A 16,879-nucleotide genomic window follows, 5' to 3' on the forward strand; every position below is an offset into this window, starting at 1 on the left:
GCATGGCCAGGGCATTGCACGAACTCGTACGAGACCGAGCTGAGCGTGCGCCCACGGCGCCCGCGGTGTCGGATCGTGCAGGAACCACAACGTATGCCGGACTCTGGGACCTGGTCCGACAGTGTGCGGGAGTGCTTACCGAGCGCGGTGTCCAGCGCGGGGACCGGGTTGCGGTCTTCCTCGACAAGCGTGTCGAGAACGTCGTCGCCATGGTGGCCGCCTCGGCCATGGGGGCGATGTTCGTCCCGGTCAATCCGATCCTGAAACCGCGACAGGTCCGGTACATCCTCGACGACAGCTCCGCCCTGTGCATGGTCACCACATCCGACCGCTTCACGGCGCTCCGTGCCGAGGGCGCGGTGGAGGGTGTCGACTTGGTCGTGCTGGTGGACGACGGTGCGGTGGGAGAGGTCCCCGCGACGATCACGCTGGTCCGCTGGTACGAAATCGTCTCCAGCCCCGCAACCGATCCTGGCTATCGGCCGGTGGACAGCGATCTCGGGGCGATCCTCTACACCTCCGGCAGCACCGGGATGCCCAAGGGCGTCGTGCTCAGCCATCGCAATCTCATCGTGGGCGCCGAGAGTGTCAGTGAATACCTGGAGAACACCGCGGAGGACGTGATCCTGGCCGCGCTGCCGCTCAGCTTCGACGCCGGGTTGAGCCAGGTCACCACGGCACTGCAGGTCGGTGCTCATGTCGTGCTGGTCAACTATCTGCTCCCGCGCGACGTCGTACGACTGTGTGCCGAGTTCCATGTGACGGGCCTGACCTGCGTGCCACCGTTGTGGATCCAGCTCGCCGCGGTGCCGTGGCCGCCAGAAGCGTCCGAATCACTCCGGTACTTCGCCAACACGGGTGGTCGTATGCCGCGATCCACTCTGGACCGGCTCCGCGTAATCTTCCCTGCCGCCCGCCCATTCCTCATGTACGGGCTGACCGAGGCATTTCGCTCCACGTATCTGGACCCGGATCAGGTCGACCATCGTCCCGACTCGATCGGCAAGGCGATCCCCAATGCAGAGGTATTGGTGGTCAGACCCGACGGATCCTGTTGCGAGGCAGGCGAACCCGGTGAGTTGGTCCATCGGGGACCCTTGGTCGCGCAAGGTTACTGGAAGGACCCCGATCGAACGAGGGAACGTTTTCGTCCGGCACCCAGTGGGGGATCGGGTGTCGCGCCCGGGGAACTCGCCGTCTGGTCGGGTGACACGGTCATGCGTGACGAGGACGGCTTCCTCTACTTCGTCGGTCGGCAGGACGAGATGATCAAGACCTCGGGTTACCGGGTCAGTCCGACCGAGGTGGAAGAGGCCGCATACGACACCGGCCTGGTGCGTGATGCGGTCGTCTTCGGAGTGCCGGACGACGTCATCGGCGAGCAGATCGTGTTGGTCACAGCGGTGGCGGACGCCGGTTGCACCGGGGATGACGTGGTGGCTGCTCTTCGAGGGCGGCTTCCGCGGTTCATGGTGCCGCGCCGGGTGGTGGTGCTGGACGACCTGCCACGGTCTCCGAACGGGAAATTCGACCGTAACGCCCTGCGCACACTGGTGACGGTATGACTCAGCCCACGCTGTCGATGCACAGCACCATCGAACGGTTCAACGTCGAGCACGGGGAGCTCGTCATCGGCGGAGTTCCGTTGCAGCAGTTGGCGGCTCGGGTCGGCTCGACGCCGTTCTTCGCCTACGATCGCGCGGCGATCTCCGAACGCATCGACCTGCTGCATCGCCTGCTGCGCGGCTCGGTAGGTGTTTCCTACGCTGTCAAAGCGAACCCGATGCCGGCCCTCGTGCAGCATGTTGCGGACCAGGTCGAGCATCTGGACGTTGCATCCGCCGGCGAGCTGAAGACAGCGCTCGACACCGGAACGCCCGCGTCGTCCATCAGTTTCGCGGGCCCAGGCAAGCGGACTGCCGAGTTGCGGCAAGCCGTTGCGGCGGGGATCACCGTGGAGATCGAGTCGACGTCGGAGGCCGAACGGCTGGTCCGCGTCGGTGCAGAGCTGGGCATCCGCCCACGACTGGCCGTGCGGGTCAATCCCGATTTCGCCGTCCGCGGTTCCGGCATGCGGATGGGTGGGGGCCCCCAACAGTTCGGGATGGATGCCGAGCTGGTGCCCGAATTCCTCGAGACACTCGTTGCGTACGACGTCGACTTCGTCGGCTTCCACGTCTTCTCCGGCTCCCAGAACCTGCACCCGCAGATCTTGATGGAAGCGCAGGACCGGACGGTCGATCTCGTGCTGCGCCTCGCGGACAGTGCGCCCGCTCCGGTTCGGCAGGTGAATCTCGGCGGTGGTTTCGGGATCCCGTACCACGAGCGGGACGTCCCGTTGGACGTGGAAATCGTCTGCGAGCACCTCCGCACCCTTGCGGACGAACGACTGGCGACTGCACTTCCGGACGCGGTGTTCTCGTTGGAGCTGGGTCGCTTCCTCGTCGGCGAGGCGGGTGTGTACGTCACACAGGTGGTCGACCGCAAAGTGTCCCGTGGCAAGACCTATCTCGTCGTCGACGGCGGGTTGCATCACCAGCTCGCAGCGACCGGCAACCTGGGTGCCGCCATTCGACGCAACTATCCGTCGGTGATCGGCAACAGGCTCGATGCACCGGGCGCGGAGACCATCCCGGTCGCCGTGGTCGGGTGCCTGTGCACACCGATCGACGTCCTCGGTGACAACGTCGAGGTTCCCGCGTCGACGAGCGTGGGCGACCTCGTCGTCCTCTTCCAAGCCGGCGCCTACGGTCGCACGGCGAGCCCGGTCGATTTTCTCGGACACCCATCACCGGTCGAGGTCCTCGTCGGACCTCATTACAGAAAGGAACAGCCTCGTGACTGACACCCTTGTCGAGGTGAAGGACGTGCTCGTCGATGCGCTCGGGATCCAGGACCGGGCCGCCACCCTCACGGCGGAAACACCCCTGTTGGACAGTCTTCCCGAACTCGATTCGATGGCCGTCGTGGAGTTGTTGGTACGACTGGAAGATCGTTTCGCCATTCGCATCGATGACAGTGCCGTGGGCACTGAAGTGTTCGGAACGCTGGGCACTCTGACGCAGTTCGTCGAGACCGAACGCACCCGGCCGGACGCGTAGAAGCGGGTTGCGATGTCCTCGAGCAAACGGACCGTCACTGTTCGCCCGATCGGGACCGCTGACCTGCCGCAGGTCAGCGCGTTCCTGGCCCGCAACTTCCCGCCCAACAGCCCGGCGGAGGACTGGGTCGCGGCGTGGGAAGAGGTCAACGGTCGGCCCTGCGCCGACGCGCCGAACCACGGTATGGCGCTATGGGCGGGCCGGGAGGTCGTGGGTGCCTACACCGCTATCTACTCGAGTCGGCTGATCGAGGAGAGGCCGGAGCGCTTTTGCAATCTCGCCGTGTGGTGCGTCGCACCGGCATACCGATCCGGGAGTGTTCGGATGCTCCATGCCTTGCTCGCACAGGACGGCTATCACTTCACGGACCTGTCGCCGACGCCTGCCGTGCAACGGCTGAACCTCCGACTGGGGTTCCGCTATCTGGACCCCAGCAGCCACGTCATGGTGAATCTTCCGTGGCCGACATTGCCCGGACGGCTGCGCGTGAGCTCCGACCCGGAGGAGATCGCGCACGTGCTGACGGATGAGCCCTTGCGCAATTACCGCGACCACGCGAACTGCCGATGGGCACGGCACGCCGTCATCGTCAAGGGTGACTCAGCGTGCTACGTGCAGTGGCGATTCGAGAGCCGCAAGCGATTGCGCTGTTTCGCGGCGATTCAGCATGTGAGCGATCCGCGCCTGTTCCGCGCAGGGGCACGCAGCCTGTCACGCCATCTGGCGCTCCACCACAACGCACTCTTCACGGTGGTCGATAACCACGTGGCCGGCGGGAGCATCAGTCCGTCGGTGCCGATCGCGGGTCCTCCGCGCAGGATGTTCAAGAGCGCCACGCTGCGACCGCGCCAGATCGACTACCTCTACTCCGAGATCACCGCGGCACCATGACTCATTTCGCTGTGGCTCCCGAACTGAGCGTGCGACCGATCCGCACCGAGGACCTTCCCGGAGTCGCCCGGTTCCTCGCGTCCAACATGCCGTCGGCGACGCCGGTGGATGAATGGGTGGACGCCTGGCAGGCGGCGAACAACCTGCCGTCGTCCGGTGCCCCCAACCACGGGATGATGTTGCTGGCGGGCGACGAGATCGTCGGGGAGTACGCCGCGATCTATTCAACCCGGTTGATCGCAGGCCGGCGTGAACGCTTCTGCAACTTGGCGGTCTGGTGCGTGCTGCCTGAATACCGTGTCGGCAGTTGGCGTTTGGTACGGGCGCTGCTCTCTCAGCCGGGCTACCACTTCACGGACCTGAACCCCTCTGACGTCGTACAGAAACTCAATCTTCGGCTGGGGTTCTCCTACCTCGAGGCGCGGCACCAGATCGGGGTGAACCTGCCGGGCCGACGGCACGGGGTGATGGTGAGTTCGGATCCCGATGTCATCGCCGGCTCGCTCACCGGGGAGGCAGCCACGGCATACCGCGATCACGCGCATTCGAAATGGGCACGGCACGCCGTGGTGGTGCGGGGGCGCGAGTCGTGCTACGTCCAGTGGCGGGTGGCCCGTATCGCCGGCCGTGACCTACTGGCCGAGATCCAGTACGTCAGCGACCCGGAGCTGTTCCGGGCCACCTCTCGGCAGGTGTCCAACCATCTGCTGCGCAGCCACCGGATGCCGTTCATCGTTGTGGAAGAACGGGTTTCGGGCGGTCGGGTCGGTGTGACCTGGTCGCGTCCGCGACCCGCTCAGAAGATGTTCAAGAGCAGCACCCTCGAAGCGGGCGACATCGATTATCTCTACTCGGAAGTGACCGCTCAGCCCTGATGCCGGATCGGTGCACGGTCGCCGATCGGGTTCGCGGTCACGAGTTCGAGCCGTCCGCGGTCGGGGTTGCCAGTGCCCGTTCCCGCAGACGAGGACTCTTGGCCAGCGCGCGGGTCGCGATGCCCCCGCCCCACCGCGCCTGCATGACCCGAGCCGCCCGCATGCAGCGGCGGTAATGCCCGTCGAATCGCTCCCGGAAGAGCGCCTCGAACTTCTGCACGGTCCTCGACGGCTGGAAGTCCGCCGTCGCTGAGTCGAGCGCGACGACATCTGCGAGCAGGACGCCGGCCGACAGGCCGTAGAAGATCCCCTCGCCGGTCAGCGGGTTGGCCATCGCTCCGGCATCGCCCAGCAGGACCGCAGGCAGGTGCGGGTCGGTCAGTCGCTGACGGCTCACAGCGGTCGGCACCTGCTGTGAGCGCACCTGCGTCGGTGCGGTGATCTCGTATCCGCGCTCCACCAGATCCTGGTGGTACGCATCGAGAACGGTCGGTATCAGAGCCCGGCGTCGTCGTAGGCCGGGAATGGAGATGAAGACGCCCACATTCACCGTGTCGCCGTCGAGAGGCACCACCCAGCCATGGCCGGGCCGTGCGGCGTCACACCAATCGAGTGGGAGACAGGGAGCGGGGCCCTCGCCCGTGTGGCGTGCATAGCCACGTATCGCAAGGTGTGTCTTCGACTTCTCCGGGTGCGGGATCCCCATTGCCTTGCGAACCGTGGAGTATGCACCGTCAGCACCCACCACGAGGTCGAATTCTCTTGTGTACGAGGTAGCTTCACTGAGGCCACGTAAACTCGCGACCAGTGCTCCGGAAGGTCGGTCGGCGAACCCGCTGAACTCGGTGCCCGTGCGGATTTCGACCTCGGCGGCGGCCGCTGCGTCGAGCAACCTAGCATCCAACGTTGCCCGGGTGAGGGAGCCCGACGGTGAGATGTCGAGATCACCCGTCATACCCAGGCCGTCGAGGATGCGCAAGGAATCGGGGCCGAGCAGATCGGCGCACGGCTTGTCGCGAGGAAAGCCCGACCTGTCGATGAGTGCGACCTCGGCGGTCGGCATCCCGTGCCGGAGCGCCACAGCCGTAGCCGACCCGACGGGGCCCGCGCCCACGACGAGCACACGCAACGGTGAGGTGCCCACAGCACGGACGCTAGCGCATCGACGCGATCTGTGGCCGGAGGTTCCGACCAGTAGGGGCGGCTTTCTGACCGCTGCCTGCGCACGTCCAGCAGGACTTATTTCAGCGTTTCTGCGGGCTACTTCCAGGTCGGAAATAACTCGTTGGCGTTTCGGCGAATCTTGATACTTTCCAGTCACTTTCCGCGACATCCGAGTAGCTGGAGCACTCAATGGTTGCGGGTCCTTACCCGTCGAATCGCCGCTGGGGGCAGCACAATGAAGATCGCCGTTTTCGGTCTGGGGTATGTCGGGGCGGTGACGGCCGCCGGGCTGGCCGCACGTGGGCACACGGTCGTCGGGGTCGATGTGGACCCGTTCAAGGTCGACCTGATCGGGCTGGGCGAAAGTCCCGTCGTCGAGCCGGGAATCGACGAACTGATGCGCGACGGCGCCGCTTCGGGGCGGCTGCGGGCGACCGTGGATCCGCGCGAAGCGCTCGACGGAGCAGACGTTTCGCTGCTCTGCGTGGGTACTCCGTCGACCGCACACGGCGCGACCGACCTCACCTACATCGGTCGTGCCGTTCAGGACATCCGGGAAGCCATGGATGTGGTGTCGCCGCCGGCTTCCGGGCACCACAGTGTCGTCGTCCGCAGCACGGTGCCGCCGGGGACGGTCCACACGATCGTCGGTCCCGTTTTCGCGGCCGATCTGCCCGTCGGCTGGCGAGTCGGAACGGCCATGTGCCCCGAGTTCCTGCGCGAGGGCGCCGGGGTCGCGGACTTCTTCGAACCGCCATTCGTCGTGGTCGGCTCCACCGACCCCGAGACGCAGCAGGCGATGGCCGCGGTCTTCGCGTTCCTGGGGCAGGAGATACATCAGGTCGGCGTCGAGACGGCGGAGGCTCTCAAGTACGCCTGCAACGCCTTTCACGCGACGAAGGTCACCTTCGCCAATGAGATGGGCCGGGTCTTCCGACCGTTCGGTGTCGACTCCCGGGAGGTCATGAGCATCTTCTGCGAGGACACCAAGCTCAACATTGCCCCCACCTACCTGCAGCCCGGGTTCGCGTTCGGCGGTTCGTGCCTGCCCAAGGACCTGCGCTCGTTGCAGCACATGGCTCGGGTCAACGGCGTCGACGCACCACAACTGCTCGGCACCACGACGAGCAACGAGGTCTCGGTCCGAGATGTGGTCGATCGGGTCCTGGCAGCCGGCGGACGGACCGTCGCGCTCCTGGGCCTGAGTTTCAAGTCGGACACCGACGACCTACGTGAGAGCCCGAACGTCGAGTTGGCGGAGCGGTTGATCGGCAAGGGTTTCGACGTGCGCATCTTCGACCCGATCCTCAATCCGGAGCAGCTGGTGGGTGCCAACCGCGAGCACATCATGGCTCGGCTGCCGCACCTAGATCGGCTGCTGACCGGCTCCCCGCAGCAGGCCCTCGCGGGCGCCGACGTGGCCCTGGTCACGTCGAGCAGTGTGCCGGTCGTCGAGGCGTTGCAGGAGTGCCGGCCGCCGATGCTGATCGACCTCAGCGGGCGACTCGGCAGCGATGTCGAGCATGCGGTCGGGTACGAAGGGGTCGGCTGGTGAGCGACCCCGGCGCCCCGCGTGTGCTCATCATCGTCCAGAACCTGCCGGTGCCGTTCGACCGGCGAGTCTGGTTGGAGAGCCTCGCGCTGAGGGACGCCGGGTATGAGGTGACCGTGGTGTGCCCGCAGGGACACGGAACCTCTGCGTCCCAGGTGATCGAGGGCATCAGAGTTCTCGGCTACCGCCCGTACGCCCCGGGCGGCAGTGCGCTGAGTTATGTCGCGGAGTATGCGTATTCGTTCGCAGCGACCGCGTACAAGGTGGCCCGCGCGCGTCTCGGTGGACGGTTCGACGTCCTGCAGGCATGCAACCCGCCGGAGATATTCTGGCCGCTTGCTCGCGCCCTGCGTCTGACGGACGGGACGAGATTCGTCTTCGATCATCACGACCTGTCCCCGGAGCTGTACCGGTCGCGGTTCCCGGACGGCTCGGGGATGCCGTTACGCGGGCTGTTGGCGCTCGAACGGGCGACGTTTCGCGCCGCCGACAGGGTCACGTCCACCAACGAGTCGTATGCCGAGGTCGCGCGCACCCGTGGCGGAAAGCGTGCCGGCGAGGTCACCGTCGTGCGCACCGGCCCAGACACCGGTCGGCTGAAACCCGTTGAACCACAACCTGACCGACGTCGCGGCCGTCCTCACCTGGTCGCCTACATCGGAGTGATGGGCCCGCAGGACGGAGTCGATCTTGCGCTGCGAGCTGCGGATCGTGTGGTGCACCAGTTCGGGCGAGAGGACATCTCGTTCACTCTGATCGGGAGCGGCGACTCCTGGGCGGATCTGGTGTCACTGCGGGACGCGTTGGGTCTGCAGGACTATGTCGAGATGCCGGGGCGGCTGCCGGACGAGGACGTGATCGAGGTGTTGTCGACGGCAGACCTCGGCCTATCCCCGGATCCGAAGAACCCACTCAATGACGTGTCCACGATGAACAAGACGATGGAGTACATGGCGTTCGGCATGCCGGTCCTCGCCTTCGATCTGCGCGAGACCCGGGTGTCGGCCGGTGATGCGGCGCGGTATGTCCCGGCGAACGATGTGGACCTGTATGCCAAGGAGCTGGTGGGACTGCTCGATGACCCGGCCGCTCGTCGAGCCATGGGCAGGTCCGGCCGCCGACGGGTCGAGGACGAACTCGCCTGGCCGTATCAGCGGGACGCCTACGTCGCGGTGTTCGATGACCTGATTGCGGTTGGCCGCGGGCGATGACCACCGTCCTCATCGCCGCGCACAACGAGGGGGCCGTGATCGGTCGAACCCTCGATGGGCTCCTCGCGGGCGGCGCCGCCGAGCCACTCCAGGTCGTCGTCGCCGCGAACGGCTGCACCGACGACACGGTGGCGGTCGCGCGACAGCGACGGGTGGAGGTGGTCGAGGTCGCGGATGCCGGCAAGACACCGGCGTTGAACGCAGCCGAGCGTCGCGCCACCGGCTACCCACGGGTCTATCTGGACGCGGACATCCAGCTGGACAAGGAGGCGATCGAGCGCCTGTCCGACTCGCTCCGGACGGCGGAAGCCGTCCCGGGGTCGACCGCACTCGCGGCGGTCCCGGCACGAACGGTCGACGCGTCCGCGAGTTCTCGACCGGTCCGGATGTACTACCGCGTCCACGCACGCCACCCGTCATACGCGACAGGGCTTTTCGGCCGGGGGGCTGTCGCCGTCTCCGAGGCCGGGCGCGCCCGATTCACCGAGTTTCCCGACGTGATATCGGACGACCTCTTCCTCGACTCGCTGTTTGACGAATCGGAGACCCTGCACCTGGAGGACGTCGTCAGCGTTGTGGTCGCCGTGCCTTGCCTGCGTTCGCTGCTGCGGCGGTTGGCGCGTGTCCGGCGAGGCAACGCGCAATTGCGGGCGGCGGATCCGGTCGGTCGGGTCCGTCGGGCGGAAGGGCTGCGTTGGCTCGTCGCGTCCGTGCGCACTGAACCGAGCCTCGCGCCGGCGGCGGTGGTGTACGTGGGGGTCACGGTGATCGCCGAAGCAATGGCTCGTCGCGGCGGAAGTGGTTGGGGTTCGGAGCGGTTCCGGCCCGCGACCGGGACGGTGGGTGCGTCATGAGTATCGGTGCCGCGGTGTCGCCACGGCTGCGGTTGAACGTGTGCTTCCACGGGGTCGGCCGGCCGCGTCGCAAACTCGAACCCGGCGAAAGTCGTTACTGGATCAGTGAATACGAGTTCCTACGGCTGCTGGACGAGTTTGCTGAAGACAGCAGCAGGGTCTCGCTCAGCATCGATGACGGCAACTCCTCCGATGTGGAGATCGTGTTGCCCGCGCTCCTCGAAAGAGGCCTGACAGCAACCTTCTTCGTGGTCGTCGGGAGGCTGGACGAGGCTGGGAGCCTCAGCAGGTCGGACGCGAGAGACCTCGTCAGGTCGGGTATGACGCTCGGCAACCACGGCTGGACACATCTCCCGTGGACCGGCTTCGGCGAGGGGGATCTCGTCCGGGAGGTGTTCGAAGCCCGGGCGGTGCTCAGCGTGCTCAGCGGTGATGCCATTCGCACTGCGGCGCTGCCGCTCGGGCGCTACAACCGTGATGTACTCCGTGCCGTGCGCTCGGCGGGCTACACGACTCTGTTCACCAGTGACCGGCGACCGACGACTGCGGACTCGTGGCTGCAGGCGCGTTTCAGCGTGCACGAGGGCGTCACCCCTGAGTCGTTGGACACCGTGGTGCGCGATGCGAATCGTCTGCCGCACCGCGTGTGCTCGGCGATGAACGAGCTCCGCAAGAGCTGGATCTGAGACAGATGCCGACCAGGTCAGAGCAGCCAGCGATACCGACCGCGATGGAACAACAGGGGGTGCTTACCGGGCCCGACCTGAGCGAGCGACTGCACGTGGCCGATCACGATGTCGTGATCACCCGCCGGGTGCACCGCAGTCGTGAGACATTCCAGCTGGGCCACCGAACTGGACAGCAGGGCAACGCCGGTCTCCGGCCCACGGTCGAAGCGCACCTCTGCCAGCTGTCCCGCGGAGTCGCGGCCCGGGGTCGCGAATTGGGTTGACAGCTCATGAGATCCAGCATCCAGGATGCTGACACCCCAACGGCCGGACGTGACGATCGCTTCGTGGAAACGAGCGGTCTTGGCAATGCACACGAGCACCAGCGGTGGGTCCAGCGACACCGACGTCACGGAGTTGGCGGTCATGGCGACATCGTTGTCGTCCGAGAATGTCGTGATCACACAGACACCGGTTGCCAGGCAGCCCATCGCATCACGCAGCGAACGTGGGGTGACCGCCTCGGTGAGTCGAGAGGGCTGCGCGGAGGTCGCGTCGACCGCTGTCGACGCGAACCGCAGGGCGACTGTCGCGGCATCGACGTAACTGGGCGAACTGTCGTCCGTGAACTCGTCCGGCGACGGTGCGTCGGACTGCCATCCTTCGGTGACCGGTGGCCGTGCCATGTACCGAAGTCTAGGCGTCCGCTCGCCGACGGGGGCGATCCTTGAACCGGATTCCGAGTGACACCTCGCGCCGGGCAGCGACGGCCCGATCACCGATCCTCTCGAGCCGCGCCACCGTCCGCCGTGCGCGCTTCGTCGGGATCGACGTTGCGCGCTGCCTGGCGCTGATCGGCATGATGACGGCGCACATCGTGCCCAAGACGGTCGGTGGACGTGTCCCGTGGGCGCAGCGCGTGACAACCGGCAACTCGGCCGCGTTGTTCGCCGTGCTTGCCGGCGTCTCGCTCGCTCTGATGACCGGGGGCTCGACGCCGCACGTCGGGCGTCGACGGTTCACCGATTCGACGGCGATCGTCGTTCGAGCTTCGCTGATCCTGGTGATTGGCATGCTCCTGGAGCAACTGCACCCCGCGGGCATCGCGGTGATCCTGCCCTATTACGGAGTGCTCTTCGTCCTGGCACTGCCGTTCATCTGGCTGCGACCCACCACGTTGCTCATCATCGGCGCGGTGTGGATGTGTGTGTCTCCCGTTGTGTCGCAGGCATTTCGGCTGTTCGATCCGACATCGGTCTCCGGCGGATTCAGCGGGCTGGGGCCTCTCGGGATCCTGCTGCGGCTGGTGATCACCGGCGAGTACCCGGCGTTCACCTGGGTGAGTTACCTGTGTTGCGGACTCGCCGTAGGACGCCTGGATCTGCATCGCAAGGACACAGCGGTCCGTGTGCTGGGTGGCGGTGCTCTGCTGGCCGTGACCGCGAGCCTCGTGTCGGCGAGTCTGACTTCGCTTCCCGGAGTCCACGAGCGGCTGCTGCACTCCTGGCCGGGATCGGGGGCATCGTCCTGGGGCGCGCTGCAGCCGCAGCTGCAAGTGGGGTTGGAAGGCGTCACGCCGACCGGAAGCTGGTGGTGGCTCGCGGTCAACGCACCACACTCCGGATCCGCGACCGACCTTGCGTTCACCAGCGGAACGGCGCTCGCAGTGATCGGATTGGCTCTACTCGTCACTCGGGTTGCGACCCGTTGGTGGCGCGTGATCTTCGGAGCGGGCGCCATGACGCTCACCCTCTACAGCGTGCACCTTGTCATGGTGCTGCCGCAGACGTGGCCCGACCATGGCCGGCGCAGGTTGCTCCCCGAGGTGGCGGTGGTCGTCGTCATCGGGATGGTGTTCGCGCTCCTGCGGTGGCGTGGCCCGCTCGAATCCATCGTCGCGGTTGCGTCGAAAACCGTTGCCGGATGGGTTGATCGGGTCGTCCGACGTTCCCGGACCGCAGCTCAACCACCGCGGTGAGCGACTCCGACCAGAACGCCGCGGTGGTCGGCGCCGGGGACGTGCACCGTCGTCGCACTCGATGCCGCGACGGTCCCGGACAGGAGGACGTGATCGATCGTCACGAGTCGGGGGACAGGGATGCCGAAGTGGTGCACTGTCGACGAGTCCGGCCACGTCGGTTGGAACCCGCCACGCCGCTGGGTGATCGCGTCCGTGTAGCCCAGGTCGAGCACCTCCCGGAACGGGACGTTGTCGGTCGTCGCATTGAAGTCCCCGGCGACGATCGTGGGGCGGGTCCGCGGTTGCGGCACCGCACTGCTGAGGAAGGCGTGCAGTGCGCGGTAGTCGGGGCGCCATCGGACGGTGTATGGCGGCTGTGGATGGACGGCGACCAGATCGACATCTCCGAGCATCGGCGTGTGCAGGCGCACGAGGTCCGCATGCGACGAGTGCGGTCCACTACCGACCGAATCGATGCGGTAGCGGCTGAAGATGACCGAAGAGATGGTCTGATCCGGCCGGGTGCCAATGGAATTCGGCAACATCTGCGGAATGTCGGTGGCCAGTAGTTGACTCACCCGCCGACTGTCGAGGTCGGTCAGCACCAGAACGTCCACCTTCTCGTCCCGGACGAGCTCTGCGAGGCGGGTCGGGTCGCCGTACTCGAAGTTCTGGCTGAGCACGACCAGTGAGCGGCCCGATGTGGTCGGCCGGCTTCCGACATACAAGGGGGCGAGCCACCACAGGTGCAGCGCAAGCAGGAGACCGCTCGTCACGGCGAGTGCTGCGGCGACGGGCCGGCGCGTTCGTTGGACGAGCACCAGGATCACACCGACGAGCAGCGCGCCGAGCGCGAACGGGGTCCCCAGTGGGGTGAAGGCCGCCCACTCGACGAGGCGCGGCCTCGACACGTCGATCCAGTGCAGCGGTGTCAGCAGGGCGGCCGCCAGCAGGCCGGCGCCGGTGAGCGTCCAGAGCACAGCGCACACCCACCACCGGGGATTCCGGAGGTTGTCGGTGGCGATCCGCATTCTTCGATGATGGTCGACCCGCCCCGGGCATGCCGAATAGTTGCTCGGGGCGGCGGAGCACGCCGAAAAGGCCGGAATTCGCAGTATGACGGTCGGGAATTGCTCGTTGATCCGCGGCACGAAATAACCGGTGTCGGCTTCGGCGGGACGCCTATAGTTCCAACCGCTGGGGCGAGGCGTGACATGCGAATCCCACCCACCCTCTCGGGATCCACCTGAGAATTCGCGTCCATGGTTGTGGAGGAGGCGACGTGCCCGATTCGCTTGCCGGCAGGGTGACGCGGGCAGCTCTGTGGAGCGGCATCAACACCGTGGCGATGCGTCTGGCCGGCGTCGTGATCACGATGGTCATGTTGCGGATCGTGACACCGGCGGAGTTCGGTAACTACGCGGTCGCGCTCGCCGTATTCACCGTCGTGAGCTCGTTCTCCGAACTCGGCCTCACGGCTTGTATGGCGCAGGCCGACATGGATCCGGCCGAGGTCGGGCCGACGGTGTCGTTCCTCTCGATCGTCATCGGCCTCGGACTCGCGGCGGTCATGCTCGTCGCGGCTCCGGGCTTGGCGGCGCTGCTGGGCGCACCCGACAGTGCGAACGCGCTGCGGATCCTTGCGCTCTGCATCGCGATGGTCGGGCTCTTCACGATTCCGTGCGGCCTGTTGGCGCGCGAGTTCCGGCAGGACGCGATGTTCTTCGGTGCCGCGGCGGCATTCATACCCGGCAACGTGTTGATGCTCCTCCTCGCGCTGAACGGTCCGGGTGACATCGCGTTCGCGTGGTCGCGGGTCTTCGGTCAGTTGGTGACCGGGTGCGTGCTGCTGTGGTTCGCCCGGAAGTTCTATCGGCCGCGGTTCGACAGGCAACAGGCACGTCGGGTGCTGCGGTTCGGACTACCCATCGCGGGCGCAAATCTCGTCGGGTTCATGTTGATCAACGCCGACTTCCTGTTCGTCAGCAAGGTGTTGGGTCCGGTCCGGCTCGGCATCTACACCCTTGCCTTCAATGTCAGTTCGTGGGCGACCGCGATGCTCAGCTCGATGGTCGTCAACGTCGCCATGCCGATGTTCAGCCATGCCAAGAGCGATCCGGACCGCCTCGGGCGAGCGCTGCGTGGTTCGTTGAGTCTGATCTGTCTCGCGGCGTTCCCGATGTCCGGATTCACGTTGGTGCTGTCCGGCGAGATCGTCGACACCCTCTACGGCCATCGGTGGAGCAGCGCGGCCCCGGTGATCGTCGTGCTCGGCGTCTACGGCAGCCTCCTGGTCGGCTCCTTGTTGCTCGGCAGCCTGCTGGTCGGTGCCGGTCGGCCGAGCCGCAATCTGGTCGTGCAGGTCGTCTGGCTCGTCGTACTGGTTCCAGCGATGTTCGTCGGGGTCGAGTTGGACGGGATGCGTGGCGCGGCGTGGGCACACGTCGCCGTCATCGTCCTCGTCGTCCTGCCGACCTACTTCGTACTGGCCCGCCGACTCGTCGAGCACCTGGCCCGGACCCTGCTCGTCTCGACCATGCCGGCGTTCGCGCTCACCATCGTCAGCGCGTCGGCGGCCTGGGCCGCGAAGCAGGCGTCGGACGTGACAGTGCTCCGGCTCGCCATCGGACTTCTCGTCGGTTCAGTCGTCTACCTGGGTTTCGGATTGCCGATCATGGGGCGCTATCTCCCCGGTCGTGTGATGCGCCTGCTGGGCCGGGTGCGGCTGGACTCCTGGGCTCGCTACCCGCTCTACGATCGCCTGCGGCGGCAGCCGGAGGTCCTGGTCCAGGACCAACCGGCCTCCCGGCTCTAGGCCGCCGGGGCGAGCGCGACCATCGTGGCGAGCAGTGCTGTTGTCGATGGATCGGCGGCACCGCCCGCGACGAGCGCGTCGAGCCACTGCTCGTCGAAGACCTGTGCCTCACGGACGGGGTCGAGCACTTCGGGATGGCGTCGCCAATGCTGGGTGACCAGGGCGGTGAGCGCGTGGCCGCCGGCAGGCGGGCGGCGGTCATGGCGCAGTCGCTGCACGATCTTGCGCCGCGCCTTGTGCGCCATCGGAACCGCGTTGGACAGGCGCTGGAGGGTGCCCGGTGCAGCGTATGCCGCCGGCGCCTGCCGTCCCTCCAAGGGGATGTCGGCCAGGTCCGGATCCAGCCGGCACACCAGGCGCGCGAGGAACCGGGCATGCGCCTTGTCCGTGGGCGCCAAGGAGTTCGCGATTGCGATGAAACGCGGGTCGAGCATCGGATTCACCGTTGCCCTGCCCAGGCACACCGCGCTGTCGGTGACACCTGCCCACCGCTGCATCCGCTCGTAGAGGTAGAGCCGGTCGGTCGCATCCGGCCACGCCATACCGGAGTCGACGAGCACCCGATGGATCTCGGATCGGGCGAATCTCTTGGCCCACGAACCGAATTCGTCGTTGAGGGCTGCCGGGGACACCGAGTCGTTGGCGAACATCCGCCAGCCGGTCAACGCTCGGGTCAGCGGTCGCGAGACCGGATAGTCGACAACAGGTCCGACGTAATAGAAGCCCCGCGCCACCTCGCCGCCGAGCCCGGAGATCCGGTTGCCCTGGGGGAAGGTCGATTCCACCGTCAGCAGGGCGGCGTGGGCCACGGGGTCCGCCATACCGTTCAGATCCCGGGCGGCAGCCATGACCAGGTCATGCGCCGCGGCGCCATCCATGTCGCCCAGCCGGGTCAAGCCGCGCACGAGATGCCGCATCCCGTAGCGCTCCGCGAGGTGGGCGGCGATGCGGGCGTCCTCAGATCCCGGGCCGCTCGCCAGGGTCAGGACCCGTACTCCACGCCGACGGTCCGGTGGGATCGCGGCGAGCAGGATGCGGGAGTCCAGGCCGCCGGTCAGCTGGAGTATGGCGTCCGGGTGGTCGTCGAGATAGTCGACCACGTAGTCACGCAACAGGGTCGACGCCTCGGCGACCGCCTGGTCCAATCGCACTCGACCGGGGCGCTCCTCGGCCGGGTAGCGGTCCGTCATCGACGTTCCCCGCGACAGGGTGACGCGTTCGTATTGCCGCAATTTCGTGATTCCCTCGAAGAGGGTCCGATTGCCGAGCTGCCAACCGAGCATCGCCTGGACGGCGAGGGCGTTCCGGTCGAGACGACCTGCGCCGAGGTGGGCCAGGGCGAGGGTCGACGTGGAGACCGCACTCCAACGCTCGCCGGTTCGGTGATAGATGTGCCGGTAGCCGAGCGCATCGGTCACCGCACGGGCACCGTCCTTCGCAATGTGCACCGCAGCGAACGGAGGCATGAGTTCCGCGAGCGAGTGGGAGCCGGCCCTGCTGTCCGCCAGATCGATGTCGCCCGGCGGGACGTCGGCTCGCGGGCCTCGTGCCAGCCCGCTGACGACGACCGGCGACCCGATGGGCGATGCGGTCGCCAGACGACCCCACGTCGCAACAGTGACGTCGTCGCGTCGCGCAACGGTCGGTGCTGAGATGCCTGCGGCACGAAGTGCGAGGGTGAGGTCGGGCGGGTCCGCTCGATCGGCGGAGGACAGGACGAGGATGCCGCCGCCGTAACGCTCCACGTCGATCATGCGGCGAGTATGGCGCCGGACAGCCGTCCACGCG

15 protein-coding genes are annotated in these 16,879 nt (G+C 66.8%); 11 read left to right on the forward strand and 4 right to left on the reverse strand.

Annotated elements, in window-relative coordinates; all coding sequences use genetic code 11:
• Nucleotides 1–2 precede the first annotated feature (2 nt).
• The 5 genes from ACZ50J_RS05430 to ACZ50J_RS05450 are packed head-to-tail and all read left to right on the forward strand — an operon-like array spanning nt 3 to nt 4,867.
• A complete protein-coding gene (locus tag ACZ50J_RS05430; protein WP_464300250.1) occupies nt 3–1,565 on the forward strand; it encodes an acyl-CoA ligase (AMP-forming), exosortase A system-associated in 1,563 nt (520 codons plus the stop codon).
• The gene (locus tag ACZ50J_RS05435) at nt 1,562–2,845 is read left to right on the forward strand and encodes a pyridoxal-dependent decarboxylase, exosortase A system-associated (RefSeq protein ID WP_464300251.1); all 1,284 of its coding nucleotides are present in this window, start codon (nt 1,562–1,564) and stop codon (nt 2,843–2,845) included. Before ACZ50J_RS05430 ends, ACZ50J_RS05435 begins: the two co-directional genes overlap by 4 nt.
• Nucleotides 2,838–3,101 (forward strand): acyl carrier protein, encoded by a 264-nt coding sequence (locus ACZ50J_RS05440; RefSeq protein ID WP_464300252.1) that lies wholly within the window; start codon nt 2,838–2,840, stop codon nt 3,099–3,101. Before ACZ50J_RS05435 ends, ACZ50J_RS05440 begins: the two co-directional genes overlap by 8 nt.
• A 12-nt stretch (nt 3,102–3,113) precedes the next feature.
• The gene (locus ACZ50J_RS05445) at nt 3,114–3,992 is read left to right on the forward strand and encodes a hypothetical protein (RefSeq protein WP_464300253.1); all 879 of its coding nucleotides are present in this window, start codon (nt 3,114–3,116) and stop codon (nt 3,990–3,992) included.
• Nucleotides 3,989–4,867 carry a hypothetical protein gene (locus ACZ50J_RS05450; RefSeq protein WP_464300254.1) on the forward strand — a complete coding sequence of 293 codons (879 nt, stop codon included), beginning with the start codon at nt 3,989–3,991 and terminating at the stop codon, nt 4,865–4,867. The genes ACZ50J_RS05445 and ACZ50J_RS05450 overlap by 4 nt, the downstream gene beginning before the upstream one ends.
• A 37-nt stretch (nt 4,868–4,904) precedes the next feature.
• Here the strand turns inward: ACZ50J_RS05450 and ACZ50J_RS05455 are convergent, their stop codons facing one another.
• The gene (locus tag ACZ50J_RS05455) at nt 4,905–6,011 is read right to left on the reverse strand and encodes an NAD(P)/FAD-dependent oxidoreductase (RefSeq protein ID WP_464300255.1); all 1,107 of its coding nucleotides are present in this window, start codon (nt 6,009–6,011) and stop codon (nt 4,905–4,907) included.
• A 255-nt stretch (nt 6,012–6,266) separates the two neighbouring features.
• On the opposite strand from ACZ50J_RS05455, the gene ACZ50J_RS05460 reads away from it, so the two are divergent.
• Genes ACZ50J_RS05460 through ACZ50J_RS05475 form a run of 4 tightly spaced genes read left to right on the forward strand, consistent with a single transcriptional unit; the run spans nt 6,267 to nt 10,334 of the window.
• A complete protein-coding gene (locus ACZ50J_RS05460; RefSeq protein WP_464300256.1) occupies nt 6,267–7,586 on the forward strand; it encodes a nucleotide sugar dehydrogenase in 1,320 nt (439 codons plus the stop codon).
• Nucleotides 7,583–8,794 (forward strand): glycosyltransferase family 4 protein, encoded by a 1,212-nt coding sequence (locus tag ACZ50J_RS05465; protein ID WP_464300257.1) that lies wholly within the window; start codon nt 7,583–7,585, stop codon nt 8,792–8,794. Before ACZ50J_RS05460 ends, ACZ50J_RS05465 begins: the two co-directional genes overlap by 4 nt.
• A complete protein-coding gene (locus ACZ50J_RS05470; protein WP_464300258.1) occupies nt 8,791–9,648 on the forward strand; it encodes a glycosyltransferase family 2 protein in 858 nt (285 codons plus the stop codon). The genes ACZ50J_RS05465 and ACZ50J_RS05470 overlap by 4 nt, the downstream gene beginning before the upstream one ends.
• Nucleotides 9,645–10,334 carry a polysaccharide deacetylase family protein gene (locus ACZ50J_RS05475; RefSeq protein WP_464300259.1) on the forward strand — a complete coding sequence of 230 codons (690 nt, stop codon included), beginning with the start codon at nt 9,645–9,647 and terminating at the stop codon, nt 10,332–10,334. Before ACZ50J_RS05470 ends, ACZ50J_RS05475 begins: the two co-directional genes overlap by 4 nt.
• A gap of 17 nt (nt 10,335–10,351) precedes the next feature.
• On the opposite strand, the gene ACZ50J_RS05480 is transcribed toward ACZ50J_RS05475, so the two are convergent.
• Nucleotides 10,352–11,002 (reverse strand): flavin reductase family protein, encoded by a 651-nt coding sequence (locus ACZ50J_RS05480; RefSeq protein WP_464300260.1) that lies wholly within the window; start codon nt 11,000–11,002, stop codon nt 10,352–10,354.
• A 41-nt stretch (nt 11,003–11,043) separates the two neighbouring features.
• Here ACZ50J_RS05480 and ACZ50J_RS05485 point away from each other — a divergent pair, with 41 nt between their 5' ends.
• The gene (locus ACZ50J_RS05485; protein WP_464300261.1) at nt 11,044–12,294 is read left to right on the forward strand and encodes a heparan-alpha-glucosaminide N-acetyltransferase domain-containing protein; all 1,251 of its coding nucleotides are present in this window, start codon (nt 11,044–11,046) and stop codon (nt 12,292–12,294) included.
• Here ACZ50J_RS05485 and ACZ50J_RS05490 read toward each other — a convergent pair.
• On the reverse strand, nt 12,279–13,307 hold the full coding sequence (locus ACZ50J_RS05490; protein WP_464300262.1) for an endonuclease/exonuclease/phosphatase family protein: 1,029 nt from the start codon (nt 13,305–13,307) through the stop codon (nt 12,279–12,281). The genes ACZ50J_RS05485 and ACZ50J_RS05490 overlap by 16 nt on opposite strands.
• Nucleotides 13,308–13,558: 251 nt before the next feature.
• Between ACZ50J_RS05490 and ACZ50J_RS05495 the strand changes: the two genes are divergently transcribed.
• On the forward strand, nt 13,559–15,091 hold the full coding sequence (locus ACZ50J_RS05495; protein ID WP_464300263.1) for an oligosaccharide flippase family protein: 1,533 nt from the start codon (nt 13,559–13,561) through the stop codon (nt 15,089–15,091).
• Here ACZ50J_RS05495 and ACZ50J_RS05500 read toward each other — a convergent pair.
• Nucleotides 15,088–16,845, reverse strand: a complete 1,758-nt coding sequence (locus ACZ50J_RS05500) for a hypothetical protein (RefSeq protein ID WP_464300264.1) — start codon at nt 16,843–16,845, stop codon at nt 15,088–15,090. The two genes, ACZ50J_RS05495 and ACZ50J_RS05500, sit on opposite strands and share 4 nt — an antisense overlap.
• Nucleotides 16,846–16,879 lie beyond the last annotated feature (34 nt).

It is taken from the genome of Flexivirga sp. G2 (assembly GCF_055397625.1).